Source organism: Prauserella aidingensis (assembly GCF_024171865.1).
Taxonomy (GTDB): Bacteria; Actinomycetota; Actinomycetes; order Mycobacteriales; family Pseudonocardiaceae; genus Prauserella; species Prauserella aidingensis.
This window is the reverse complement of record NZ_JAMTCN010000016.1, coordinates 34,429-58,022: the sequence shown is the minus strand read 5'-3', so window position 1 is coordinate 58,022 and position 23,594 is coordinate 34,429. Positions and strand designations below refer to the sequence as shown.

Annotated in this window: 22 protein-coding genes; 7 read left to right on the top strand and 15 right to left on the bottom strand. The window is 70.1% G+C overall.

What is annotated here, in order from left to right; all coding sequences use genetic code 11:
- Positions 1-10 precede the first annotated feature (10 nt).
- The 3 genes from LY13_RS16495 to LY13_RS16485 all read left to right on the top strand — a co-directional run bounded on the left by LY13_RS16495 (position 11) and on the right by LY13_RS16485 (position 4,049).
- Positions 11-250, top strand: coding sequence for an acetyl-CoA carboxylase (locus LY13_RS16495; RefSeq protein WP_253829353.1), 240 nt, complete (start codon positions 11-13; stop codon positions 248-250).
- Positions 247-1,590, top strand: coding sequence for an acetyl-CoA carboxylase biotin carboxylase subunit (locus LY13_RS16490; RefSeq protein WP_253829352.1), 1,344 nt, complete (start codon positions 247-249; stop codon positions 1,588-1,590). The genes LY13_RS16495 and LY13_RS16490 overlap by 4 nt, the downstream gene beginning before the upstream one ends.
- 98 nt (positions 1,591-1,688) lie before the next feature.
- Positions 1,689-4,049, top strand: a complete 2,361-nt coding sequence (locus LY13_RS16485) for a xanthine dehydrogenase family protein molybdopterin-binding subunit (protein WP_253829351.1) — start codon at positions 1,689-1,691, stop codon at positions 4,047-4,049.
- Between the two features lie 106 nt (positions 4,050-4,155).
- Here LY13_RS16485 and LY13_RS16480 read toward each other — a convergent pair whose 3' ends face one another.
- Both LY13_RS16480 and LY13_RS16475 read right to left on the bottom strand, forming a co-directional pair.
- On the bottom strand, positions 4,156-5,634 hold the full coding sequence (locus LY13_RS16480; RefSeq protein ID WP_253829413.1) for a 4-hydroxyphenylacetate 3-hydroxylase family protein: 1,479 nt from the start codon (positions 5,632-5,634) through the stop codon (positions 4,156-4,158).
- Positions 5,635-5,771: 137 nt separating this feature from the next.
- Entirely contained in the window at positions 5,772-6,368 is a 597-nt protein-coding gene (locus tag LY13_RS16475; RefSeq protein WP_253829350.1) for a flavin reductase family protein, read from the bottom strand.
- A gap of 174 nt (positions 6,369-6,542) precedes the next feature.
- On the opposite strand from LY13_RS16475, the gene LY13_RS16470 reads away from it, so the two are divergent.
- From LY13_RS16470 to LY13_RS16460, 3 genes are all read left to right on the top strand, one after another.
- Positions 6,543-7,472 carry an AraC family transcriptional regulator gene (locus LY13_RS16470; protein ID WP_253829349.1) on the top strand — a complete coding sequence of 310 codons (930 nt, stop codon included), beginning with the start codon at positions 6,543-6,545 and terminating at the stop codon, positions 7,470-7,472.
- Positions 7,473-7,911: 439 nt separating this feature from the next.
- On the top strand, positions 7,912-8,550 hold the full coding sequence (locus tag LY13_RS16465; protein WP_253829348.1) for a trimeric intracellular cation channel family protein: 639 nt from the start codon (positions 7,912-7,914) through the stop codon (positions 8,548-8,550).
- Between the two features lie 40 nt (positions 8,551-8,590).
- Entirely contained in the window at positions 8,591-9,211 is a 621-nt protein-coding gene (locus tag LY13_RS16460; protein ID WP_253829347.1) for an IMPACT family protein, read from the top strand.
- Positions 9,212-9,253: 42 nt separating this feature from the next.
- Here LY13_RS16460 and LY13_RS16455 read toward each other — a convergent pair whose 3' ends face one another.
- The 6 genes from LY13_RS16455 to LY13_RS16430 are packed head-to-tail and all read right to left on the bottom strand — an operon-like array spanning position 9,254 to position 15,427.
- Entirely contained in the window at positions 9,254-9,961 is a 708-nt protein-coding gene (locus LY13_RS16455; RefSeq protein WP_253829346.1) for an ABC transporter ATP-binding protein, read from the bottom strand.
- Entirely contained in the window at positions 9,961-10,743 is a 783-nt protein-coding gene (locus LY13_RS16450) for an ABC transporter ATP-binding protein (protein WP_253829345.1), read from the bottom strand. The genes LY13_RS16455 and LY13_RS16450 overlap by 1 nt, the downstream gene beginning before the upstream one ends.
- A complete protein-coding gene (locus LY13_RS16445) occupies positions 10,740-11,777 on the bottom strand; it encodes a branched-chain amino acid ABC transporter permease (RefSeq protein ID WP_253829344.1) in 1,038 nt (345 codons plus the stop codon). The genes LY13_RS16450 and LY13_RS16445 overlap by 4 nt, the downstream gene beginning before the upstream one ends.
- The gene (locus LY13_RS16440) at positions 11,774-12,640 is read right to left on the bottom strand and encodes a branched-chain amino acid ABC transporter permease (protein WP_253829343.1); all 867 of its coding nucleotides are present in this window, start codon (positions 12,638-12,640) and stop codon (positions 11,774-11,776) included. The genes LY13_RS16445 and LY13_RS16440 overlap by 4 nt, the downstream gene beginning before the upstream one ends.
- A 49-nt stretch (positions 12,641-12,689) precedes the next feature.
- Positions 12,690-13,895 carry an ABC transporter substrate-binding protein gene (locus LY13_RS16435; protein WP_253829342.1) on the bottom strand — a complete coding sequence of 402 codons (1,206 nt, stop codon included), beginning with the start codon at positions 13,893-13,895 and terminating at the stop codon, positions 12,690-12,692.
- A 35-nt stretch (positions 13,896-13,930) separates the two neighbouring features.
- Positions 13,931-15,427: a long-chain-fatty-acid--CoA ligase gene (locus LY13_RS16430; RefSeq protein WP_253829341.1), complete on the bottom strand. Its 1,497-nt coding sequence runs from the start codon at positions 15,425-15,427 to the stop codon at positions 13,931-13,933.
- A 127-nt stretch (positions 15,428-15,554) separates the two neighbouring features.
- Between LY13_RS16430 and LY13_RS26010 the strand changes: the two genes are divergently transcribed.
- Positions 15,555-16,757: a PucR family transcriptional regulator gene (locus tag LY13_RS26010; protein WP_253829340.1), complete on the top strand. Its 1,203-nt coding sequence runs from the start codon at positions 15,555-15,557 to the stop codon at positions 16,755-16,757.
- 8 nt (positions 16,758-16,765) lie between these two features.
- Here the strand turns inward: LY13_RS26010 and LY13_RS16420 are convergent, their stop codons facing one another.
- The 7 genes from LY13_RS16420 to kynU are packed head-to-tail and all read right to left on the bottom strand — an operon-like array spanning position 16,766 to position 23,593.
- Complete coding sequence (locus LY13_RS16420; protein WP_253829339.1) at positions 16,766-17,776, bottom strand: amidohydrolase family protein; 1,011 nt, start codon at positions 17,774-17,776, stop codon at positions 16,766-16,768.
- Entirely contained in the window at positions 17,773-18,312 is a 540-nt protein-coding gene (locus LY13_RS16415; RefSeq protein WP_253829338.1) for a 3-hydroxyanthranilate 3,4-dioxygenase, read from the bottom strand. Before LY13_RS16415 ends, LY13_RS16420 begins: the two co-directional genes overlap by 4 nt.
- Entirely contained in the window at positions 18,309-18,746 is a 438-nt protein-coding gene (locus LY13_RS16410; RefSeq protein ID WP_253829337.1) for a RidA family protein, read from the bottom strand. The genes LY13_RS16415 and LY13_RS16410 overlap by 4 nt, the downstream gene beginning before the upstream one ends.
- A complete protein-coding gene (locus LY13_RS16405) occupies positions 18,743-19,552 on the bottom strand; it encodes a 2-keto-4-pentenoate hydratase (RefSeq protein WP_253829336.1) in 810 nt (269 codons plus the stop codon). Before LY13_RS16405 ends, LY13_RS16410 begins: the two co-directional genes overlap by 4 nt.
- Entirely contained in the window at positions 19,549-21,024 is a 1,476-nt protein-coding gene (locus LY13_RS16400; RefSeq protein ID WP_253829335.1) for a 2-hydroxymuconic semialdehyde dehydrogenase, read from the bottom strand. The genes LY13_RS16405 and LY13_RS16400 overlap by 4 nt, the downstream gene beginning before the upstream one ends.
- On the bottom strand, positions 21,021-22,343 hold the full coding sequence (locus LY13_RS16395; RefSeq protein ID WP_253829334.1) for an FAD-dependent oxidoreductase: 1,323 nt from the start codon (positions 22,341-22,343) through the stop codon (positions 21,021-21,023). The genes LY13_RS16400 and LY13_RS16395 overlap by 4 nt, the downstream gene beginning before the upstream one ends.
- Positions 22,340-23,593 carry a kynureninase gene (gene kynU, locus LY13_RS16390; RefSeq protein ID WP_253829333.1) on the bottom strand — a complete coding sequence of 418 codons (1,254 nt, stop codon included), beginning with the start codon at positions 23,591-23,593 and terminating at the stop codon, positions 22,340-22,342. Before kynU ends, LY13_RS16395 begins: the two co-directional genes overlap by 4 nt.
- Between the last annotated feature and the right edge of the window lies 1 nt (position 23,594).

The following is a 23,594-nucleotide window of genomic DNA, read 5'->3' as shown; positions in this document are numbered from 1 at the left end:
GCAGCGAACCATGACGACGATCAAGGCTCAGATGCCGGGGGTGTTCTACCGCCGGCCCGCGCCGGAGAAACCCGTCTACGTCGACGACGGCGAGTCGATCAGTGAGGGGCAGACCATCGCCCTGATCGAGGTGATGAAGACGTTCAACGAGGTCAAGGCCGACGCGTCGGGGACGGTCGCCGAGTTCCTCGTCGAGGACGGTGACGAGGTCGACGTGGGCCAGGACATCGTGCGGCTGGGTGAGACATGAGGCGCGTCCTGGTGGCCAACCGGGGCGAGATCGCGGTCCGCGTCATCCGGGCCGCGCACGCCGCGGGGCTGGAGACCGTCGCCGTCTACTCCGATGCGGACGCGGAGAGCCGGTGGGTGCAGCTGGCGGGCACCGCCGTGCACATCGGCAAGTCGGCGGCGGCGAAGTCGTATCTGAACTCGGCGGCCTTGGTGGAGGCGGCTCGCGAGACGGGAGCGGACGCGGTGCATCCGGGGTACGGGTTCCTGTCCGAACGTCCCGGCGCCGTCAAGGAGCTCACCGATGCGGGGCTGACGTTCGTCGGCCCGTCGGTGTCGACCATCGAGACGATGGGTGACAAAGCCGCGGCACGGGACGCCGCGCGGCGGGCCGACGTGCCGATCGTCCCCGGTAGTGGTCCGGTCGGCGACGTCGACGAGGCGTTGGCCGCGGCCGACGACGTCGGTTACCCGGTGCTGCTCAAGGCCGCGGCCGGTGGCGGTGGCCGGGGTATCCGGCCGGTGGCCTCGCGCGAGGAGCTGGCCGACGCCCTGCCGGCCGCGCAGGCCGAGGCCCGGGCGGCGTTCAGCGACGACACCGTCTACCTGGAACGGGCGATCGACGGCGCCCGCCACATCGAGGTGCAGATCCTCGCCGACCACGCGGGCACCGTGGTGCACACGTTCGAGCGGGACTGTTCGGTGCAACGGCGGCGGCAGAAGCTCATCGAGGAGGCGCCGGCCCCCGGCCTGTCGGCCGAGACGCGGGCCGACATCAACGAGGCCGCTGTGCGGCTGGCACGCCAGGTCGGGTACGTGGGTGCGGGAACGGTCGAATTCCTGTTGACGCCGTCGGGGGAGTTCTTCTTCATCGAGATGAACACCCGGATCCAGGTCGAACATCCCATCAGCGAGGCCGTCACCGGAGTCGACCTGGTGAGTGAGCAGCTCCGCATCGCGGCGGGAGAGCCGATCTCCTTCGCCCAGGACGACGTCCGGATCCGGGGTGCGGCCGTGGAGTTCCGTATCAACGCCGAGGACCCGGACAACGGATTCCGGCCCACTCCGGGCGATCTGTCCACACTGGACCTGCCGGGCGGTCCTGGGGTTCGCGTGGACACCGGGTTCGTCGCGGGTGACCGGATCAGCCCGTTCTACGACTCGATGATCGCCAAGCTGATCTGTTCCGGTCCGGACCGCGACACCGCCCTCGCGCGCGGCAGGCAGGCGCTCGCCGAACTGCGCGTGGACGGCGTGCCCACGACCGTGTCGATGCACCGGCGGCTGCTCGACGAGCCCGGCCTCCGCGCGGGGGCGGTGCACACCCGATGGCTGGAGGGACTGTTGCCGGAGCCGACATAGCGACGCCGGGTCGGTGTGTCCACTGTGGACCACCGTCGTAGCGGTTCTCCGGTCCCTGTCCGAACCGAGGTGTCGTCGCCGTAGCAGGAGGGTGAACCATGACCGAGACGCTCCGACCCAGTGTGGGGACCGCGGTCCCCCGCAAGGAGGATCCTCAGCTGCTGACGGGGAAGGGGAGATGGACGGGCAACATCGCCCCGCCCGGCACCGTGCACATCGCGGTGCTCCGCAGTCCGTTCGCGCGTGCCCGCATCGCGTCGCTCGACGTCTCCGAAGCGGCGGAGCTCCCGGGCGTGGTCGGTGTGTTCACCGGCGGCGACCTCGCGGGTGAGTGGTCGGGTATCCCGTGCGCGTGGCCGGTGACCGAGGACATCAGGATTCCCGACCACCTGCCCGTCGCCGTGGAACAGGTGAGGTTCGCGGGCGAGGCAGTGGCCGTGGTCGCCGCGACGGACGCCGCGGCGGCGCAGGACGCGCTGCAGCACATCGACATCGACTACGAGCCCGCCGACCCGGCGCTCGACCTGGAGGAGAGTCTCGCGGGCGGGCCGATCGTGCACGAGGGGTTCGGCAGCAACGAGAGCTACACCTGGTCACTGGGGACAGGGGACGTGGACAAGGCGTTCGCCGACGCCGACGTCACCGTGTCCGAGCGGTACGTGCAGCAACGCCTGCAACCGACACCGCTCGAGGACCGCGCGGTCGTGGTCACGCCGGAGCCCACGGGACGAGGCTTCACGCTGCAGTCCTCGACGCAGATCCCGCACATCCTCCGCAGCGTGCTGGCAGGGGTGTGTTCGGTACCGGAACAGGACCTGCGCGTGGTCGCCCCCGACGTCGGCGGCGGCTTCGGCGGCAAGCTCAACGTCTATCCCGAGGAGTGCATCGCCGTCGCTCTGGCGCGACGGCTGTCCGTGCCGGTCGCATGGGCCGCGGCGCGCTCCGAGGACAGTCAGACGATGACCCACGGGCGCGGACAGGTGCAGTACGTCGAGCTCGCCGCGCGGGAGGACGGCACGTTGCTGGGCATGCGGGTGCGCATCCTCGCCGACATGGGCGCCTACCTGCAGCTGCTCACCCCGGGAATTCCGCTGCTCAGCGCCTTCATCTTCCCCGGTGTGTACTCGTTCGGCTCGTTCGCGATCGAGTGCACGGGCGTGTTCACGAACAAGACCCCGACGGATTCCTACCGCGGCGCGGGGCGGACCGAGGGGATCTACGGCGTCGAGCGGGCGATGGACGCCCTCGCGCGCACGCTCGGGATGGACCCGGCCGAGGTGCGGAGGCGTAACTACCACCCTCCGTTCGACAACGGCGCCACCACGCCCGCGGGCTTGGAGATGGACTCCGGGAACTACGAGGCGGCGCTCGACAAGGCCCTCGAGTTGGCGGGCTACGAGCGGTGGCGTGCCGAGCAGCGGCGCAGGCGCGAAGCCGGTGACCGGGTCCAGCTCGGGATCGGACTGTGCAGCTACACCGAGAACGGCGGGCTGTCGCCGTCGAAGATGACCGCGGCGCTGCGGCTCGGCGCTCCCGGTTGGGAGATGGCGAGCGTGCGCATGTTGTCCACGGGCGCGGTCCAGGTGGTGACGGGCACGTCGCCGCACGGTCAGGGGCACGAGACCACGTGGGCGCAGATCGTGGCCGACGGCCTCGGCGTTCCCCTGGACAGTGTGGAGGTCGTGCACGGCGACACGCAGTCGGCGCCGTACGGGCTGGACACCTACGGCTCGCGCAGCGCCGCCGTCGGTGGCACGGCGGTGTATCTCGCATGTGAGAAGGTGCTCGCGAAGGCGCGCACCCTGGCCGCCCACATGCTCGAGGCCGCCGAGCAGGATCTGGAGTTCTCCGACGGGGCGTTCTCGGTCGCGGGTGTGTCGGGAAGCAGGGTGACCATCCAGGAGGTCGCCGGGGCCGCGTACCTGGCAGCGGACCTGCCGGAGGGCATGGAGCCCGGTCTCTCCGAGGAACAGTTCTTCGACCCGCCGAACTTCACTTATCCGTTCGGCACGCACGTGTGCGTCGTCGAGGTCGACACCGACACGGGCAAGGTCACGATCCCCGATTACTTCGCCGTCGACGACTGCGGAACCGTGATCAACCCGGCCATTGTGGACGGACAGATGCACGGTGGTATCGCGCAGGGGATCGGTCAGGCGTTGTACGAGGAAGCCGTGTACGACGACGACGGAAACCTCATGAGCGCCTCGCTCGCCGACTACCTCGTCCCCGGCGCTCCGGAACTGCCCGACTTCACCCTCGACCACACGGTGACGCCGTCGCCGACGAACGCGCTCGGCGCCAAGGGCGCGGGCGAATCCGGGTCGATCGCTGCGACTCCCGCCGTGGTGAACGCCGTCATCGACGCGCTGCAACCGTTCGGCGTGGACCACATCGACATGCCCGCCACCCCGAGGCGCGTGTGGGAGGCGATCAACCGGGCAGTTCCGACGCCCTGAGGGCCGCGCCGGATCACCCACGGGCGAGTCCCATGGGTGATCCGGCGCCGCGCCCCGATACGTCCTCCCGGCCGCACCCCGGGCGCCTTCCGGGAGGCGCCCGGGGTCAGAACAGGTCCGGCACGGTCCAGCCGTCCAGGTCGTACTCGTCGAGGAACTCCTCGGCCAGGCCGCGCATCTGTGCCACGCCGCCCCGATTCTGCGCGGCGAACAGCAGCTCGGCCTTGACGTTCTCGTGGTTACCCGAGTAGTTGCGCTCGTACAGTTCGTGCCTGCCGCCGAACTCGCTGCCGATCGAGTCCCAGAGCGCCTTCATCACCTTGACCCGGTCGACGGCGGTGATGCCGTTCGACCCGCGGACGTACTTGTCCAGGTAGGGCCGCACCGCGTCGCTCTTGAAGTCGGCCGCCCCGGACGGCAGGTAGATCAGGCCCGACGCGACGTCCTGTTCGATGATCTCCTTGACGCGCGGATAGCCCTGCATCATGAACATGCGGTAGGTGAGGCCGTACTCGAGCTTCGGAATGACGGCGTCGCCGACCCAAGGCTCGGGGTCACGGGCCATCGATTCGCTCAGCGACCAGAAGAGGTTGCGCCAGCCGATGACCTCGCCCACGCGGGTCTGGACGCCGCGGAAACCGCCCGAGCCGGTGGCGTCGAGTGCCTTGAGCAGCAGGCCGGCGATGAAGTCGAGCTTGACCGCGAGCCGCGTGGCGCCCTGGAAGGTGAAGCGGGGCAGGAATCCGGACTGCGGGAAGAACGCGTTGATGCGGTCGACGTCGCCGTACATGAAGACGTTCTCCCACGGCACGAGCACCCGGTCGAACACGAAGATCGTGTCGTTCTCGTCCATCCGGCTCGAGAGCGGATAGTCGAACGGGGTGCCGTTGCGGGCCGCCTGCTCGGTGTACGACGGGCGGCAGATCAACTTGATGCCCGGAGCGTCCATCGGCACGGTGCAGATCAGGGCGAACTGCTTCTTCTTGATCGGCAAGCCGTAGTGGGCGATGAAGTTGTAGTTGGTGATGGCCGAGCCCGTGGCGACGACCTTGGCGCCCGAGACGACCAGCCCGGCGTCGGTCTCCTCCTCCACCTTCATGTACACGTCGCCGACCTCGTCCGGCGGCAGGTCACGGTCGACCGGTGGGTTGATGATCGCGTGGTTCCAGTAGAGGACCTTCTCCTGCGATTCGCGGTACCACCGTTCGGCGTTGGCCTCGAAGGGCGCGTAGAGCTCGTGGTTGGCGTGGAGCGTGCCGAGGAAACTCGCCTTGTAATCGGGGGAGCGGCCCATCCAGCCGTAGCTCAGCCGTGCCCACCGGGCGATCGCGTCCCGCTCCTTGAGCAGGTCGGCGGCCGAGGTCGGCGTCTTGAAGAACGGCATGGTCACGCCGCCGTTGCCGGTGTCGGTCGGTGCGGTCAGTTCGTCGACGTACGGGCCGGTGTGCAGCGCGTCGTAGAGCCGGGCCGTCATGCGTACCGGGTTGCGGAACGCCGGGTGCGTCGTGACGTCCTCGACCCGTTCGCCGTGGAGATAGATCTCCCGGCCGTCGCGGAGGCTCTCGATGTACTCGTCGCCGGTCATGGGCCTGGCCGCGAAGTTGGCGCGGTTGTTGGCCTCGGAGTCCGCGGCCGGGTTGACCGTGGGCGGGTCGGCGGTGAGGGACGGCTGCGGGACGGCGGTGTCGGTCATGAATCTCTCCTTCGCGATGCAGGTGATGGTTACGGGCGCCCGTTGTGCGGGCCGGTGCCGGCGACGGGTGCTGCCGGACGGGCGGATATGGGGGTGAACTCGGAGGTGGCGTCGAACCAACCCGAATGCGGGTCGTCGCACGATCCGGCCCAGACGGCGTCGGCGGCGGGCCTGCCGACCTCGACGAACGCGCTGTCGGCGAACAGCAGCGGAGACCGGGTCGCGGTCTCCGCTGCGACGACCTCGCCCAGGAACAGCAGGTGGTCGCCGCCGTCGTCGGTGCGGTGCGGCCTGCAGGACAGCGTCGCGGCGGTGCCGGCCAGTACCGGTGCGGTCGGCCCGGGTGCCCAGCGGATCGGGTCGGCGGAGGGCCTGCCGGCGAAGTTCATCGCGACGTCGATCTGATCGGCGGCGAGCACGTTGACGGCGAACGGGGCGCCGTTGAGGTAGGTGCAGGCCCGCGAGGTGCGGGTCAGGGCCACCGTGATGAGCGGCGGGTCGAGCGAGACAGGCATGAACGCCGTGACCGTCGCCCCGTGAGGTTCGCCGTCGCTGGACCGGCAGGTGACCACGGTGACGCCGGTGGCGAAGCGGCCGAAGGTCGTCCTCAACGTCTTCGGGTCCATCGGGCCTCCAGCGGCGGGTTCGGGCGGGTGACGCCCTCGTGCGGTGGTTGTCGTGTCGTGGGCCGCTGACGGTAGGTGGGTTCGTGCGCTGCGACGATCCGCTCGGCGCAGTCGCTGTCCGCTACCCGAAGTGCGATGTATCGTGGCGTGGATCACGACGTCGTGGGAGGTGTCATGGACGCTGGTCGCGTGGCGACGTCCGCGGAGGAACTGCCGGACTTCTCCGCGGACGTGGCCGACGCCTACTTCCCCCATGAGCTCACCGTGCTCCGCGACGGCACCGGTTTCGCGGAACTGCGCATGGTCGAGCTGGGGCCCGTGCGGTTGACCCGCATCGGCTGGGGTGCCGAGGTGAGGGTGCGCTCGAACCACCCCGGTGGCTGGGCCGTGAACGTGCCGCGGAGCGGACTCCTCGACGCCCGGGTCAGCGGCCGGTCCGTGCTGTCGCTCGAAGGGCAGGCCACGGTCTGTCCTCCCGACACGCAGACCGTGATGGGCCGCTGGTCGGCCGACTGCTCCATTCTCGGGATGCGGATCGACGCCGACTACCTCGCCGACGAGGTCACCGCGCTGGTCGGGCTCGGCGCGCAGGACATGCCGGCTCAACTGGACCTGCGTACCGAGGGCGCGCAGGCCTGGCTGGCGCTGCTCACCTCGATCGGCGCGCAGAGTCTGCGATCCCCGGAGCTGGTGGCGCGTCGTGCGGTGCGGGAACGCCTGGGCGCCACGCTCACCGCGGCGTTCGTCACCGCCTGTTTCCCCGCGGAACCGGAAACCGGGGACGTGTGTCCGCGGATCGTGTCGCGGGTGGTCGATGCGATGGAGGCCGACCCGGCGCGGGAGTGGGGATCGGCCGACATCGCGCGCTGTGCCGGAGTGGGTATCCGGCGGGTGCAGCAGAGCTTCCAGCGTTATCGGGGCGAGACGCCCACCGAGGCGCTCCGCCGCATCCGGCTGCGGCGGGTGCACGAGGATCTGCTGCACGACCGTGTGGAGACCGTGTCGGACGGTGCGACCCGGTGGGGTTTCATGCACCTGGGCCGGTTCGCGGCGGCGTACCGCCGGGAGTTCGGCGTCAGCCCGTCGGCGACCCTGCGCCGCTGAGCGCGGGCGGTGGACACGAGGTCACTGCTCGGGTGCGTCAGAGGTCGATCCGCAGCGTTCGTGGCCGCGGACGAGCAGGCCGGACCGCCGTCGTGAGCGGCTGTGCGGGGTGAGGTGCAGCCACCACGTCCCCGTGAGGCCGGGGCGGACGCCGGTGGTCGCGGGCGATCCGGGACGCCGGTGCAGCACCGGGCGCACGGTGATTCTGCGGGACGCCGGCAGCGACGGGTGGGACGGCACATCGGCGTGCACACGCGCTGGACACGACTCCGACGCCGGGCCGACGCCCGCGGTTCCCGGTGTCATCGGCTGACCGCTCGCACCCGACGGCCGCCTCGCGGAGGTGCGGCGTGGCTGCCGGGCGGCGGCGTATGGCCTACGGTCGTCGGGAGCCGGCGGCGGGCGCCGGCCCCGAGCGCTCGGACGAAGGAACCCCGACATGGCGACCGCACCACCGTTGTTGTTGGCGCTCGATCTCACCGGCACGTTCGCGTTCGCGCTCAACGGTGCACTGACGGCGGTACGGGCGGCCCGACTGGACATCGTGGGCGTCGTCACGCTCGGCATGATCACGGCCCTCGGCGGCGGGATCCTGCGCGACGTGCTGATCGGCGCCGTGCCGCCCACGGCGTTCCGGGAGTGGCCGTACCTGGCACTCGCGGGCGGTGGCGGCCTGGTGGCGTTCGCGCTGAGCCAGTGGCTGGACCGGCTGGAAACCCCCATCAACGTGCTCGACGCCGTCGGGCTGAGCACCTTCGCCGTCATCGGCGCCAGCACGGCACTCGAGGCCGGGCTCGACGTCACCCCGGCGATCCTGCTGGGCGGGGTCACGGCGGTGGGCGGCGGCACCATCCGTGACACGCTGGTCCGCCGGGTGCCGTCCGTGCTGCAGAGCGACCTGTACGCCATCCCGGCCCTCCTCGGCGCCGCGGTCACGGTCGTGACGATCCGGGCGGACGTCTACGGCGTGTGGGCGGCGCTGGCGGCGGTCGGCGTGTGCTTCGCGGTGCGCATGGCCGGTGTCCACTTCGGCCTGCAGGCACCGGCTCCGCCCGGCCGTCGCGACGAACGCCGCTGACCGGCGGGGAGGCAGCCCGCGGTCGCCTACACTCGCCGGGATGGGTGTCATAGCGCGGGACGGGGAGCACGAGGTCGACATACAGCGATCCCGGTTCCGCTGTGTCGTGGCGCGGGTCGACGACGTCGACGCGGCCACGGCGGTGATCGCTCGCGTCCGCAAGGAGGGCCCGGACGCGACCCACCATTGCACGGCGTTCCGGATCGGCGACCCGGACACCGGCAACCTCGTCGCACGCAGCAACGACGACGGCGAACCCGGTGGCACCGCCGGGGCACCCATGCTGGAAGTCCTGACCCGCCGCGGCCTGACCGACGTCGTCGCCGTCGTCTCGCGGTGGTTCGGGGGCACGAAACTCGGCGCGGGCGGGCTGATCCGTGCCTATTCCGGTGTGCTGGCCGAGACGTTGGACCACGTCGGCACGCTGCGCCGGGTCCGCCACCACGAACTGTTGCTGTCCGTGCCGCACGACCGCGCCGGACGGATCGAACACGACCTGCGTCACTCGCCGTACCTGCTGTGCGACACCGACTACGGCGCGGACGTCACTTTCACCGTCGCCGTCACCGACGTGGCACGGTTCGAGGAGTGGCTCGCCGAACACTCCGGCGGTGGGATCGAGGCCGTCGACGCCGGCCCCCGTGACCTGTACCTGCCGTGACGTCGCGGGAACCGCCCCGGCCCGCACCACCGGTCCGCGGTGCTACAGGCCGAGGTAGGCCTCGCGCACGTCCGGGTGGTCGAGCAGGTCGGCGGCCGTGCCCGACAGGACGACGCGTCCCTCGGCGAGCACGAACCCGTGGTGCGCGATACGCAGCGCGGCCTGTGCGTTCTGCTCGGCCAGCAGCACGCCGATGCCGTCGCGGTTGATCTGCGCGACCACGTCCAGCACCTGCGCGGTGACCAGCGGAGCCAACCCCATGGACGGTTCGTCGAGAATCAGCAGACTCGGATCCGACATCAGCGCCCTGCCGATGGCGACCATCTGCTGCTGGCCGCCGGACAACGTGCCCGCCGGATTCCGCCGCTTGTCGTACAGCACGGGGAACAGTTCGTAGACGCGCTCGAGCAGCTGCCGCACCCGACGCTGGTCGCGTCTGCGGACGTACCCGCCGAGCAGGAGGTTCTTCTCCACCGGCATCTTGGCGAACAGGTGCCGCCCCTCCGGGCAGTGCGCCACACCGGCCTTGACGATGCGGTCGGCCGCCAACCCGGGCAGCCGCCTGCCGTCGAACTCGACGTCGCCCGCACTGGGCCGCACGATCCCGCTGATGGCGCGGAACATCGTCGTCTTCCCCGACCCGTTGGCCCCGAGCACGACGGTGAGCTCACCGTCCCGGGCGGTGATGTCGACCGCGTGCAGCACGTCGACGGCGTCGTATCCGGCGGACAACCCGCGCACGGTCAACATCAGCCAGCACCTTCCTGATCCGCGTGGTCGGCGCCGAGGTACGCCTCGATCACCTGCGGATCGGTCCGGATCGCGTCCGGAGTTCCGGAGGCGATCTCCTTGCCGTGGTCGAGCACCAGGATGTGGTCGGCCAGGCTCATCACCATCGACATCCGGTGCTCGACCAGCCCGACGGTGATGCCGTCGGCCACGATGTCCCGGATCAACTGGGCGAACCCGACCGTCTCCTCCTCGGTGAGGCCCGCCGCGGGTTCGTCCAGGAGCAGCAGCTGCGGTTCGGTGGCCAACGCCAACGCGATGGACACGCGCTTCTGCACCTCCTGCGGCACGCTCGCGGCGATCTCGTCGCGATACCCGGCGATGCCCGTGAATTCGAGTGCGGCCATGGCCTTGTCCAGGTTGAGCCGCTCCTCCCTGCGGTGCCGTGGCGTGCGGAGGACGGCGTCGAACACCGTCGACCGGGAGCGCACGATCCGGCCCGACAGCACGTTGTCCAGAACCGTCGCGTCCTCGAACAGCTTCGTGGTCTGGAACGTGCGGGCGATGCCGTGGGCCACCGTGCGGTGCGGACTCATTCCGGTGATGTCGCGGTCGTGGAACCGCACCGTGCCCGACGTCGGCCGGTAGAAACCGGCGAGCAGGTTGAACAGGGTGGACTTGCCCGCGCCGTTCGGGCCGATGATGGCCGTGATCCTGCCCTCGGCGATGTCGAGGTCGACGTCGTCGACGGCGTGCAGTCCGGAGAAATGCTTGCCGAGACCGCGCACTTCGAGCAGCGTCACAACGCCTCCTTCACGTCGGTGGTGCTCTCCGCCTTCCGGTCGTCGTGCGGCCGGCCGGGGTTCCGGGAACCGTTCGCCCGGCGGGAACGCACCCTGCCGACGAACTGGTTGAGATAGCCGACGATGCCGCGCGGGGCGAAGATCACCAGCACGACGATGATCGGTCCGAGGACGAGGAATCGGTAGGCCTCGAAGTCCTGGAAGAACTCGAACAGGAACAGCACGAGGAACGTGCCGACCACCGGCCCCAGCACCGTGCCCAGGCCGCCGACGAGGATGAACATGAGCATCTCGAAGGTGAGGTCGATGCCGGCTGCGCTCGGTCCGACGAACCCCTGGACCGCGGCGAACAGGCCTCCGCCCAGCCCGGCCAGCGTGGTCGACGCGGCGAAGGCGAGCTGCTTGTTCAGGCCGACGTTGACGCCGATCGAGCGCGCCAGGTCCTCCGAGGTGCGGATCGCGACGAGCGTGCGGCCGATGCCCGACCGGCGGACGGCGTACGTCACGTACGCGGCGCCGAGCAGGAACACCAGGACCAGGTAGTACATCACGATCGGCTCGGAGAAGTCGACGGCGCCGAAGCCCTCGGGGAACTTCACTCCGCTGACACCGGAGTGCGCGTGCGTGACCGATTCCCAGCGGCTGATCACGAGGAAGATGATGAAGCCCATCGCCATCGTGAAGATGGCGAAGTACTCCTCGTGGGTGCGCAGCGCCACGACGCCGGCCACGTAGCCGCCGACGGCCGTGGCGACCACCGCGACCGCGAGCGACGGCCAGAACGCCCAGTGGTAGTCGGTGGTCAACAGTCCGACGACGTACACGCCGATGCCGAAGAAACCGCCGTGTGCCAGGGACAACTGCCCGGTGAGGCCGAGGATCAGGTTCATGCCGTAGACGGCGATCGCATAGGTCGCGCCGACCGTCAGCACGCGCAGCACGTACTCCTCGCCGCCGAGTGTCAGCGGTGCCGCGAGCAATGCGAGCGCGACGAGGACGGTGCCGATCCGTTGCGGGGAGAACGTGGTGGTCATCGTTGCACCGCCCTTGCGAAGAGTCCGGTCGGCCGGATCGCCAGTACGAGCACGATGACGACGAACGCGATGCCCTCGCCGGCGGCGGCCGAGACGTAGGTGGACGTCATCACTTCGGCCAGGGCGAGGGCGAACCCGCCCACGACCGCTCCTGGCAGCGACCCGAGGCCGCCCAGGATGATGATCGCGAACACCTTGAGGCTGAGCGCGTCGCCCATCGTGGGTGACAGCAGGTTGATGGGTGCCACGAGTCCCGCCGCGACCGTGGCGAGCGCCGCGGCGAGACCGAAGGTGAGCATGGAGACGCGGCTGGGACTGATTCCCACGAGCGAGGAACCGGTGCGGTCCTGCTCGATCGCCTCGATGGTCTGCCCGTGGATCGACCGTTTGACGAACCACGTCAGCAGGCCCAGCACGACGACCGCGGTGCCGACGATGACGATCCGCTGCCACGAGATCTGCGCACCGAGAATCGTGACGCTCCCGCTGATCGGCGACTCCATGCGCCGGAAATCGGCTCCCCACAGGGCTTGCGCGACGGCCTGGAAGAAGAACATCGCGCCGACCGCGGCGATCATGTGGTGGGTGTGCGGGGCGTTGCGCAGCGGATGGAACACGAGTCGTTCCATCAGCACGCCGAGGAGGGCGAGCACCACGGCGGCGAGGCCGATCGCGGCGACGTAGGGCACGCCGACCGTCACGAGGAAGAAGTAGGTGACGTAGGCGCCCAGCATGTACAGCGCGCCGTGGGCGAGGTTCGGGATCCGCAGGACACCGAATATCAGGGTCAGCCCGATGGCGGCCAGGCAGTACACACCGCCGAGTGCCAGGCCGTCGAACAGCTGTTGGATGAACAGGGTCATGTGCCGTCCTTGGAGGGTCGTCGGCAGGCCACGGGTGCCGTCGCGGCGATCACTCGTCGGGCTGGTCGATGGACAGGTACTCGTACTCGCCCTCCGGCGTGCGGTAGGCCGCCTCGAGGTCGGCGTTGCGCAGGTGGCCCGCGTCGGTGATCTCCGTCGGGAACCCTGAGACGTGGAAACGGTCGTCGACCTGGCCGAGCGCGTCGGGAAGGGCTTCGCGGATCGCGGTGGGATCGTCGATGGTGCCCGCCACCTGCATGGCGGTGACGACGATGGCCGCCGCCTGGTAGTTCAGCGCCACTTCGCTGGTCACCGGTCGTTCCTTGGTGACCTCCTCGGCGTAGCTGTCGATCAGGTCGTCGGTTCCCGGGTCGTCGTAGTCGCGCACGGGCTTGACACCGATGGAGTCGTTGAGGTTCTCGGGATCGGTGAACTTCTCCATCTCCTCGAACTTCGCCTGGTCCATGATGAGGAACGAACCCTCGTAGCCCTGCCTGCGCGCCTCCTCGATGATCACCGCGGTCGGCTGGGACGGCCCGCCCAGGAAGATCACGTCGGGGTTCTCGGCGAGGGTCCGGGACACCGGACCCGCGAAGTCGGAGACGGTGGCGTAGTCGATGCTGTTGTCGGTGAGGACCTGTCCACCGCGGCTGTTCCACTCGTCGGACACGAGCTTCGTCCACTCCTGGCCGTACTCGCTGGCCGTGCCCAGTAGGCCGAGCCTGGTCTGGCCGTCCTCGGTGAGCTTGTCGACGAACGGTTTCGCGTAGCTCTCGAAGCTCGGCGGGATCATCATCGTCAGCTCGTTGCCCTGTTCGACGATCTTCGGATCGGAACTGTAGGCACCCAGCAGGAACTCGGTGCGGCTGGAGTTGAGTTCCTGCGCCGCCTGGATTCCTCCGGCGTGCGGGATGAAGACGACGGCGGCGTCGTCCTGTTCGGCCAGTCGCTGGGCGTTGGTCGCGGCGGCGTCGGGAGCGTACTGGTCGTCGAGCGACTGCAGTTGCACCCGGTACTCCTGGCCGTCGACGGTGACGCCGGCGTCGTTGAGGTCGCCGATCGCCAGTTGCAGACCGCTTTGGATGTTCTTGCCGTACGCGGCCGCGCCACCGCTCAACGGTCCCGAGTAACCGATGACGATGGTGTCGGAGTCGGAGCCACTGCCGCCGCCGCAGGCGCTGGTCGCCAGCAGCGCGCCCGTGCAGAGCGCCGCGGCGACGGTCGTGGCCGGTCGAATCGCTCGTGTCGGTGCCATGTCATTTCTCCTTTGAAATGGGGCGGATCCGGTTGTCAATCTCGGCTCGCGACCTCGAACGTGATCTCGCGTTTGAGGATCTTCCCGGTCGAGGACTTGGGGAGTTCGGAAACGATGTCGACGTGCCGCGGACAGCCCGCGGCCGCGACCCTGCCCTTGACGTACGTGCGGAGCTCCTCGCCTCCGACGGAACGTCCCGGGCACAGGGTCACCAGGGCGACGACCTCGTGGCCCGTCCTCGGGTCCGGGACTCCGACGACGGCCGCCTCGAGGACGGCGGGGTGTTCGTACAGTGCTTCCTCGATCTCGCGGGGGTACACGGTGTGGCCCGCGCGGACGATGAGTTCCTGTTTGCGGTCGACGAGGTAGAAGAATCCGTCCTCGTCGCGGCGTCCGATGTCTCCGGTGCGCAGCCACCCGTCGGGCATCGCCGCCGCGGTGGCGTCGGGACGGTTCCAGTAGCCCGTCATCACGTTGTGGCCGCGGACGACGATCTCGCCGGGCTCGCCGTCGGCCACGGCGCGGCCCGTGTCGTCGACGATGCGCAGTTCGACATCGGGGAGCGGGGTGCCGATGGAACCGACGCGCCGCCGGTCGGTGCGGTTGAACGTCGCCACCGGCGACGTCTCGGTGAGCCCGTAGCCTTCCAGGACCGCACAGCCGAACGTGCGCTCGAATTCGAGCAGCACCTCCACCGGCAGCGCGGATCCGCCCGAGGTGCACAACCGCAGCGTGCTCGCGTCGACGTCGGCCCGCGCCGGGTGGTTCAGCAGGCCGACGTACATGGTGGGGGTCGCGGGCATGACCGTGACGCCGGTGCGCTGCACCGTCTCGAGGGCCTCGCCCGCGTCGAACCGGGGGAGCAGGGCGAGACAGGCGCCGGCGCGTACCGCGGCGTTGAGCGCCGTGGTCTGGCCGAAGCAGTGGAACAGTGGCAGTGCCCCGAACACGACGTCGTCGGGGCCGAGCTCCACGAGTTCCCGCGCCACGACGTCGGTGTTGTGCACGAGGTTGCCGTGACTGAGCGTCACTCCTTTCGGGCGATCCGTCGCACCCGAGGTGTAGAGGATCACCGCCGTGTCGGCGGGTTCGCGCGCCGCGACACCGTCGAACCGGGGACGGCCACCCAGCAACGCATCGAGTGCGCCCGGCGCCACGCCGACCGTCTCCACGTCGTCGCGGCGGGGGAGCGGTGCGCCGCCCGCCGCGTCCGGCTGCCAGGCGAACAGCACACGGGCTCCGGAATCGGTGAGGTAGAAGTCCACCTCGCGGTCGGTGAGGTCGGGGCTCAACGGCACCGCGATCGCACCCGTCCGCAGGATGCCGTAGTACAGCGGGGCGAACTCCGGCACGTTGGGCAGCATGAGGGCCACGCGGTCGCTCGCCTGTAGCCCTTTCGCCGTGAGGAAACCGGCGACGCATCTGCTCTGCCGGTCGAGTTCCCGGTAACTGACGACCTCGGACCCGAGGGCCAGAGCTGCTCCGCGCGCATGGAACCGCGCGGTGCGCTCCAGGTTCGCGGCCAGGTTCATCGCAGCTCCGGTCCTCAGGCGTGCGGGATGTCGTGAGGACCAAGGTTTGTCCAGCTCGCCCGGTTCAGCCATAGTGACCGGACTCACGTCCGAACCGGATGTTTGTGCTCGGCGACAAGGAGGTCCCGTGACCAGCGACAGCACCACCGCGGATGCGCGCGTTGTGTCCGCCTGTGAACTGCTCCTCGACGACCTGGACACGCTCACGCTGGAGATCGCCCGGCTGATCCGTGTCGACGAGCCCTACTACGTCGACTACATGTCCACGCGACAACTCGCCGACGCGGTCCGCCCCAACGTCATCGTCGGTCTGCAGAACGTGATCCAGAACGAGGCGAACCAGCCGACCGTGTCACGCCGCACCGGCAGGCAACGGGCCGAGCACGGCGTTCCGCTCGCCGCCGTTCTGCACGCCTACCGGATCGGCACCCGGCACATGTGGCACCAACTCGTCCGGCGCTGCCGTCCCGACCCCGAGGCCAGCCAGGCACTGCTCGGGTCCGCCTCGGTGCTGTGGAACTCGCTCGACCTGTCCGCGCAGGCCCTGACCACCGCGTATCAAGACGTCGAGACCGAGCGGCTCTTCCACGATTCGCGACTGCGGGAGGCGGCGCTCGCTGCGCTCTTCAGCGGCGTCACGACCACCGGGCAGGGACCGGCCGAGGTCGCAAACGCGCTGCGGTTGCCGAAGGTCGGGCGGTTCGTCGTCGTGGCCTCCGACCCACGGTCGATGGAGCGCGACGGATCGGCCGTGTCCGTCGAGCGCGCACTCAGTTCACTCGGCGTGCGGTCGGTGTGGCGCTCGGAGGCCGACAGCGAACTCGGACTGGTCGCGTTGACCAAGACGTACCGGGCCGACCGCCTCAACCGCTACCTGGCCACGATCACGACCGGTCGCGCGGGCATGAGCGACGTGTTCGAGTCGATCGTGGCGACGCCGCACGCGGTCACGGAGGCACTCATGGCGCGCGACGCGGCGACGCCCGGCACCAACGTCGTCATGCGGTTCGACGAGGCCAGGGTCGCCGCGCTCGTCGCCGCGGCACCGGAACTGAGCACCGGGCTCGCCCGGGACACGCTCGACAAGCTGCTCGAGCTGCCCGCCGACGAACAGACCGTGCTGCTGGACACCCTCCAGGCGTGGTTCGACGCGGAGGGGTCGGCGGCGGAGGCGGGGTGCAGGCTCCACTGCCACCAGAACACGGTCCGCTACCGGCTCAACAAGCTCGCCCAGTTGACCGGCCGTGACCCGCGCAGGCCCGGTGACCTCACGCGGCTGTATCTCGCACGCGAGGCGGTGAGGCTGCTGCCCGACCAGGTGCGCGGCTGACCGCCCGGTCATCGGCCGAGGAACCGGAACGCGTTGCCGGACAGCAGCTTGTCGCGCACGCGGTCGTCGAGCAGCGGGTTGTCGCGCACGACCGTGCCCGCGGGCCGTTCGCCGAGCGGATACGGGTAGTCGCTGCCCACCACCACGCGGTCCTCGCCGAGAGTGTCGACGAGTAGCCGCAGCGCCGCCGGTTCGAAGACGACCGTGTCGACGAAGAAGCGGTTCGTGTAGTGGCTCGGCGGATGCTGGGATCGGCCCCGTACCAGGTCACCCCTGCGATGCCAGGCGTTGTCGGAGCGGCCGAGCCAGAACGGGAAACTACCGCCGCCGTGGGCGAAGCAGATCCGGAGCGAGTCGGGAACGCGGTCGAAGACCCCGCCGAGGATCATCGCCAGGACCGACAGGTGGGTCTCCGCGGGCATGCCCGTGAGCCACCGGGCCATCCACCGGTCCAGCCGCGGCCCGTCCGGCATGTCCCACGGGTGGACGAACACCGGCGCGCCGACGTGGGCGCAGTGCTGGAGGAACGTCACGACGCCCTCGTCGTCGAGGTCGCGGTCGCCGATGTGGTTGCCGATCTCGACCCCGCGATGCCCGGCAGCGAGGCTGCGGTCCAGTTCGGCGCACGCCGCGTCGGGGTCCTGGAGCGGCACCTGGCAGAACGGCACGAAGCGGGGGTCGTCGGCCGTGACCTTCAACGTGAGGTCGTTGAAGATCCGTGCCACGGCCGCGGCCTGTGCCGCAGGCCGTTCGTAGCCGAAGAACACGGGCGTGGGCGAGACGACCTGAACGTCGACGCCGTCGGCTGCCATGTCGGCCGCCCGCACGTCGCGGTCCCAGCACGCCGCACCGACGGGCCGGAACGGCGTGTCGCCCACCATGATCATCGCGTCCCGTTCGGAGTCGACGCGCAGCCACGGCCACTCGGAGCCACCGCAGGACGCGGCCAGATCCGGCCAGCCGTGCGGCACGACGTGGGTGTGGACGTCGACGACGGGCGAGTCCGTGCCGCCGGTCATGCCTTTCCCCGGTGCACCGCGCCGCAGCCGTCACAGGTCCGGGCCTCGACGTCGGAGTAGAACGCCTCGAACACGGGCGGCAGGTCGGAGACGATGTCGCGCACCTGCAGCTCGACCTCGTGGACCACCGCGTGGCACTCTTCGCAGTACCACTGGAACTTCTCCAGCGTGCCCTCGGCGCGGACACGTTCGAAGACCAGTCCGATCGAGCCGGGCTCCGGCCGCTGGGGCGAGTGCGGCACCGAGGCCGGGAGCAGCCACATCTCGCCCTCACGGATGTGCGCCGTCCGCGGGCCGTCCTCGGTCACGATGTCGACGTGCATGTCGCCCTTGATCTGATAGAAGAACTCCTCGTAGGGGTCCACGTGGAAGTCGGTGCGGCGGTTCGGACCGCCGACCACCATCACGATGAAGTCGGAGCTCTCGGAGAACAGCTGTTTGTTGCCGACCGGCGGCTCGAGCAGCGACTGGTTCTCGGCGAGCCAGTTCGGGAAGTGCACGGGGCCGGTGATCGAGGACGGGAGAGTCTCACTCATGTCACAGGTCCTTCCTCTGTCGTGCCGGGCAGGAGCGCGACCACCTGCAGCTCGATGAGCAGGTGCGGATGGGGGAGTTGGTGGACCGCCACCGTGGTGCGGGCGGGGCCGGATTCGTCGAAGAACTCGGCGTACACCTCGTTGTAGCCGCCGAAATCGTTCATGTTGACCAGATAGGTCGTGGCCGAGACGACGTCGCGCAGGCTCGCCCCGACCTCGCCGAGCAGATCCCCGACGTTCTCGAGGACGGCGCGGGTCTGCACGCGGATGTCGAGGGTCGTGGTGCCGAGGGCGTCGACCTCCGCCCCGGCGATGGTGTTGTCCGGCCGGCGACTGCTCGTCCCCGACACGAACGCGAACCCGCCCGCGAGCTTGACGTGCGGGAATCGCCCCCGCGGCGTGGCCTTACCCGTGACGACCCGTGCGCCCGTCATGAGTGTGCCTCGACGGCGACGGACACGGCGCCGAGCGTGTCGACCACCGCGCGCACTCGCGTCCCGGCGTGCACCGGTTCGGCCGCGGTCGCGGCACCGGCGAGCAGCACCCAGCCGGCCCGGAGTCGCAGGCCGCTGTCGGCGGCGAGCCGGACCGCCTCGTCGAAGGCGCGTCGCGGGTCGCCGAGGATGGCCGCAGTCGTACCGGTCTGTACCGGCGCGCCGTCGACCTCCAGTGTCACACCGAGGCCGGTGATCCCGGCGGGCACCGGCCGCCACCGGCCGATCGCGTACCCGGCCGCGGACGTGTTGTCCGCGATCACGTCCGGCAGCGTGAACCGGAAACCAGCGTACCGGGAGTCGATGAGCTCGAGAGCGGGTGCGACCGCGTCCACCACATCGGCGAACGCGTCGCCCGGGACGGCGTCCCTGCCGATGCGGAAGGCGACCTCGGGCTCCATCCGTGGATGGATGCGGCCGGTGAGTGGCACGGTGCCGTCGCCGGTGATGCTCATCGCGTCGGTGAGCCGTCCCCAGATCGGTGCGTCGACACCCATCTGCGTCATCTTCGCCGCGCTCGTCAGCCCCATCTTGAGACCGGTGAGCCGTTCCCCGCGCCCCAAGCGGCGCTGCACCACCGCCTGCTGTACGGCGTAGGCGTCGGCGATCGGCGCGCCGTCCAATTCGGACAACTGCTCGATCGCAGCGCCGTTCGTCGCGGCGTCGTCGAGGATCGTCGCCAGCCGGTCGATCTCCGCGCCGCCCGATGTCGTCGTCATGCCGGTGTTCCGGTCGTCGTCGGTCACGAAACCTCCACACACACGTTGGTGTACTCGCTGTAGAAGTCCAGCGAATGGGTACCGCCCTCGCGGCCCACCCCGGACGCCTTCATGCCGCCGAACGGCGTACGCAGATCGCGCAGGAACCAGGTGTTGACCCACATCAGCCCGACGTCGAGTGCCGCTCCCGCGCGGTGCGCCCTGCCGACGTCGCGGGTCCACACCGTGGCGGCCAGCCCGTAATCGCTGTCGTTGGCCAGCGCGAACGCCTCGTCCTCAGAGTCGAACGGCGCGACGTGGCACACCGGGCCGAAGATCTCCTCCCGGTTGGTGCGGGCGTCGGCAGTCAGTCCTGTCAGTACGGTGGGCCGCACGTACCAGCCGCCGTCACGTTCGTCGCCGAAACTCGGCACGTCGCCGCCCGCGAGCACCGTGGCACCTTCGGCCCGGGCCAGCTCGAAGTGGCCCAGCACCTTGCCGCGGTGCTGCTCGGAGATCAGTGGCATCGCGGTCGTGCCCGGCTCGGTCGGCCTGCCGAACACCTGCTCCCCGGCGCGCCGTGCGAGCTTCGCCGTGAACTCGTCGAAGATCGAGCGCTCGACGTAGAGCCGCTCCGTGCACAGGCACACCTGGCCGCCGTTGGTGAACGACGACCGGACGGCGCCCTCCACCGCCGCGTCCAGGTCCGTGTCCGCGAACACCAGGCCCGCGTTCTTCCCGCCCAGTTCGAAGGACAGGGTCTTGACGCCGTCGGCGGCCGCCGCGGCGATGGACCGGCCCGTGGCGGAGGCGCCGGTGAACGTGACGGCCTCGACGCCGGGATGCCGGGTCAGCCGTTCGCCCGCCGATCCCGGTCCGAAGCCGTGCACCAGGTTGAACACGCCGTCGGGCAGACCCGCAGCGGCGAGGATCTCGCCCAGGAGTGTCGCGGAGGACGGCGTCTCCTCGGACGGTTTCACCACGACGGTGTTGCCGCAGGCCAGCGCGGGAGCGAGCTTCCACGTCAGCAGAAGCAGCGGCAGGTTCCAGGGCACGATGATGGCCACGACGCCCGCGGGTTTGCGGACCGCATAGTTCAGGGCTCGGCCGCCGCCCGCGGTGGCGGTGGTGAACGACGGGGTCGGGGTGCTCGTGACGAGATCGGCGAACGCGCGGAAGTTGGCCGCGGCCCTCGGCACGTCGAGCGTCCGGGCCTGGTCGAGTGGCTTTCCGGTGTCGGCGAGCTCGGCGGCGACGAGGTCGTCGAACCGGCGGTCGAGCTCGTCGGCGATCCGGCGCAGCACCGCGGCGCGTTCCCGCTCGTCGGTCCGCCCCCACGACCCGTGCAACGCGGTACGGGCCGCCGACACCGCGGCGTCCACAGTGGTCTGATCCGCCTCGGCGACGATGGCTGTGATGCGCCCCGTGACGGGACTTCGCTTGTCGAACCAGCCACCTCCGTCGACCGGCTCGCCGGCCACGACGTTGCGCAGTACCGTGGGTGTGTCCGTGAGTGTCATCGCCGGGTCCTCCTCGTCAGTCGGGCGGCCGCAGCCGCGATGCCGCCCGCGAGCAGCGCCGCCACGCCGCCCACGGCACGGTGCTGGGTGTTGATCCGGCGCCGGACATCGGCGTACGGCACGGTCGAGAACGACACGAGCTCGTAGCGCGACACGTAGCGGCCCGGGAGCAGCCGTTCCAGCGCGTGTTCGACGGCCTTGGTCGCACGGAACACCGGCGAGGCGACCTTGTCGCGCATCTCCACGAAATTGTCCAGCGCCATGTCGGCGATCGTGTCCGCGTGGACCTTGCGCCGGGTCTCGAACAGCTCCAGCGCCCGCTCCCACGAATCGGTCTCGTCGAGACAGCGGTCCAGCACCACGACGTCCTCGAAGCCGCAGTTGGCGCCCTGCCCGTAGAACGGGACGATGGCGTGGGCCGCGTCGCCGATCAGGCACACCGAACCGGCGGCCCGCCATGGCGCGCACCGCACCGTTCCCAGCAACCCGACGGGGTTGGTGAGGTAGTCGTCCACGAGCGACGGCGCCAGTGGCACCAGGTCGGGGTAGTGGGTGCGGAAGTGCCGCTCGATCGCCGCCGGACTGCTCAGCGAGGCGAAGCTCGCCGTTCCGCCCGTCGGCCAGAACAGGGTGCAGGTGAACGAGCGGTCGGGGTTCGGGAGCGCGATCATCATCGCGCTCCCGCGCGGCCAGATGTGCAGTGCGCCGGGGTCGAGCGCGAACTCGCCGTTGACGGGTGGGACGGTGAGTTCCTTGTACCCGTAGTCGAGGAAGTCGAGTGTTTCGTCGATGCCCTCCTGGGCGAGCAGGTGTCCGCGCACGGCCGAACCCGCGCCGTCCGCACCGAACACGACCTGCGCCTTCGCGTGGTACTCACCGTCCGGGGTGGCGAAGGTGAGCGCGCCCGTGCGGGTGTCCAGCCCGGTGAGTGCATGTTCGGAGTGGACGGTCACGTTGGGTTCGGATCCGGCCGCGTCGAGGAGGGTGTTGTTGAGAGCTCCGCGGCTGATCGAATTGATGGCCCGTGCGCCGTCGGCGCTGTAGGGCTGGAGGACGGCCTCGCCCGCGACCGGGTGGACCATGCGCCCGCGCATCGGCAGCGCGTCGGCCATGACCCGGCGCTCCAGGCCGACCCTCCGCAGTGCGTCGAGTCCCCGTTCGGAGATCGCGAGGTTGATGGAACGTCCTCGCTCGGCGACCGCGGTGCGCGGGTCGGGCCTGCGCTCGTAGAGCGCGACCCGGTGCCCACGGCGGGCCAGGTAGTAGGCCAGCAGGCAGCCGGTGAGCCCGGCGCCGACCACGGCGACGTCGTCGGTCATGACACCTCCTGCGCGAGTGCGCCGGCCGCGCGCCAGCAGTCGTGGTAGGTCGAGTACAGCGGGGTCGGGGTGAGCCGCAGTACGTCGGGTTCGCGGGCGTCGGTGACGACCCCGTACTCGTGGCGTAACCGGCGCGCGAGCTCGCCCGCGTCGTACCGGGACGTGACGCGCAGGGACAGTTGGGCTCCGCGCCGGTCCGGGTCACGCGGTGTGAGCAGCTCCAGCGGGCGGTCCGGCAGGACGTCGTCGAGGAGTCGTTCCAGGTATCCGGTGAGCCGCCGGCTGCGTTCCCGCAGGGCCGGCATGCCGATCCGGTCGAAGAGCTCGATCGAGGTGCGGACCGGGCCCATCGCGAAGATCGGCGGGTTGGACACCTGCCAGGCGTCCGCGCTGGCGGGCGGACGCGACACGGGCGACATCTCGAAGCGGGTGGCGGCGTCCGTGCTCCACCACCCTTCGAGCCGGGGTAGCGACGGATCGTCGAGATGGCGCTCGTGGACGAACACACCCGCGAGCGCGCCGGGTCCGGCGTTGAGGTACTTGTACGAGCACCACGCCGCGAAATCGGGACCCCACTCGTGCAGCTGCAGCGGCACGTTGCCCGCGGCGTGCGCGAGGTCCCAGCCGACCACGGCGCCCGCGGCCTTCCCCGCCGCGGTGACCGCCGGGATGTCCATGAGCTCACCGGTCAGGTAGTTGACGCCGCCGAGTAGCACGAGGGCGACCGTGTCACCGTCGGTCCGCAGGTACTCGAGTACTTCCCGGTCGGACCGCAGGCGCACGACGGCCTCGTCGGGGTCCAGCCCGTGGAACCGAGCCTGGCTGCGGACGGCGTAGCTGTCGGACGGAAAGGCCGAGTCCTCGATCAGGATCCGCACGCGACCGCCGCGCGGCCGGTAGAACGACACCATCAGCAGATGGAGGTTCACCGTCAGGGAGTTCATGACGACCGTTTCCGCGGGCAGTGCTCCCACCAGCCGCGCGGCCGGCTCGGTGAGCAGCTCGTGGTACGGGTACCAGGGTCGTTTCGCGTCGTGGTGGCCTTCGACGCCGAGCCTGGCCCAGTCGTCGAGATCCTCGCACAGCTGCCCTCGGGTGGCGCGCGGTTGCAGGCCGAGCGAGTTGCCCGCGAGGTAGGCCGATTCGGCATGGTGCCCGCCGTCGGCGGGCGGGACCAGGAACAGCTCGCGCCAGCCCGGATCGGTCCGGTCGAGCTCGTGTGCGCGTGCCGCTGTCGTCGAGTCAGTCATC

Excerpts from the sequence above, each read along its gene's own strand:
- LY13_RS16455 (WP_253829346.1), bottom strand. The coding sequence starts at position 9,961 with ATGTTGACCGTGCGCGGGTTGTCCGCCGGATACGACGCCGTCGACGTG.
- LY13_RS16445 (WP_253829344.1), bottom strand. The coding sequence starts at position 11,777 with ATGACCACCACGTTCTCCCCGCAACGGATCGGCACCGTCCTCGTCGCG.
- LY13_RS16475 (WP_253829350.1), bottom strand. The coding sequence starts at position 6,368 with ATGGACCCGAAGACGTTGAGGACGACCTTCGGCCGCTTCGCCACCGGC.
- LY13_RS16490 (WP_253829352.1), top strand. The coding sequence starts at position 247 with ATGAGGCGCGTCCTGGTGGCCAACCGGGGCGAGATCGCGGTCCGCGTC.
- LY13_RS16435 (WP_253829342.1), bottom strand. The coding sequence starts at position 13,895 with ATGGCACCGACACGAGCGATTCGACCGGCCACGACCGTCGCCGCGGCG.
- LY13_RS16465 (WP_253829348.1), top strand. The coding sequence starts at position 7,912 with ATGGCGACCGCACCACCGTTGTTGTTGGCGCTCGATCTCACCGGCACG.
- LY13_RS16420 (WP_253829339.1), bottom strand. The coding sequence starts at position 17,776 with ATGACCGGCGGCACGGACTCGCCCGTCGTCGACGTCCACACCCACGTC.
- LY13_RS16440 (WP_253829343.1), bottom strand. The coding sequence starts at position 12,640 with ATGACCCTGTTCATCCAACAGCTGTTCGACGGCCTGGCACTCGGCGGT.
- LY13_RS16480 (WP_253829413.1), bottom strand. The coding sequence starts at position 5,634 with ATGACCGGCGACGAGTACATCGAGAGCCTCCGCGACGGCCGGGAGATC.
- LY13_RS16485 (WP_253829351.1), top strand. The coding sequence starts at position 1,689 with ATGACCGAGACGCTCCGACCCAGTGTGGGGACCGCGGTCCCCCGCAAG.
- LY13_RS16430 (WP_253829341.1), bottom strand. The coding sequence starts at position 15,427 with ATGAACCTGGCCGCGAACCTGGAGCGCACCGCGCGGTTCCATGCGCGC.
- LY13_RS16495 (WP_253829353.1), top strand. The coding sequence starts at position 11 with ATGACGACGATCAAGGCTCAGATGCCGGGGGTGTTCTACCGCCGGCCC.
- LY13_RS16410 (WP_253829337.1), bottom strand. The coding sequence starts at position 18,746 with ATGACGGGCGCACGGGTCGTCACGGGTAAGGCCACGCCGCGGGGGCGA.
- LY13_RS16415 (WP_253829338.1), bottom strand. The coding sequence starts at position 18,312 with ATGAGTGAGACTCTCCCGTCCTCGATCACCGGCCCCGTGCACTTCCCG.
- LY13_RS16460 (WP_253829347.1), top strand. The coding sequence starts at position 8,591 with ATGGGTGTCATAGCGCGGGACGGGGAGCACGAGGTCGACATACAGCGA.
- LY13_RS16395 (WP_253829334.1), bottom strand. The coding sequence starts at position 22,343 with ATGACCGACGACGTCGCCGTGGTCGGCGCCGGGCTCACCGGCTGCCTG.
- LY13_RS16470 (WP_253829349.1), top strand. The coding sequence starts at position 6,543 with ATGGACGCTGGTCGCGTGGCGACGTCCGCGGAGGAACTGCCGGACTTC.
- kynU (WP_253829333.1), bottom strand. The coding sequence starts at position 23,593 with ATGACTGACTCGACGACAGCGGCACGCGCACACGAGCTCGACCGGACC.
- LY13_RS16400 (WP_253829335.1), bottom strand. The coding sequence starts at position 21,024 with ATGACACTCACGGACACACCCACGGTACTGCGCAACGTCGTGGCCGGC.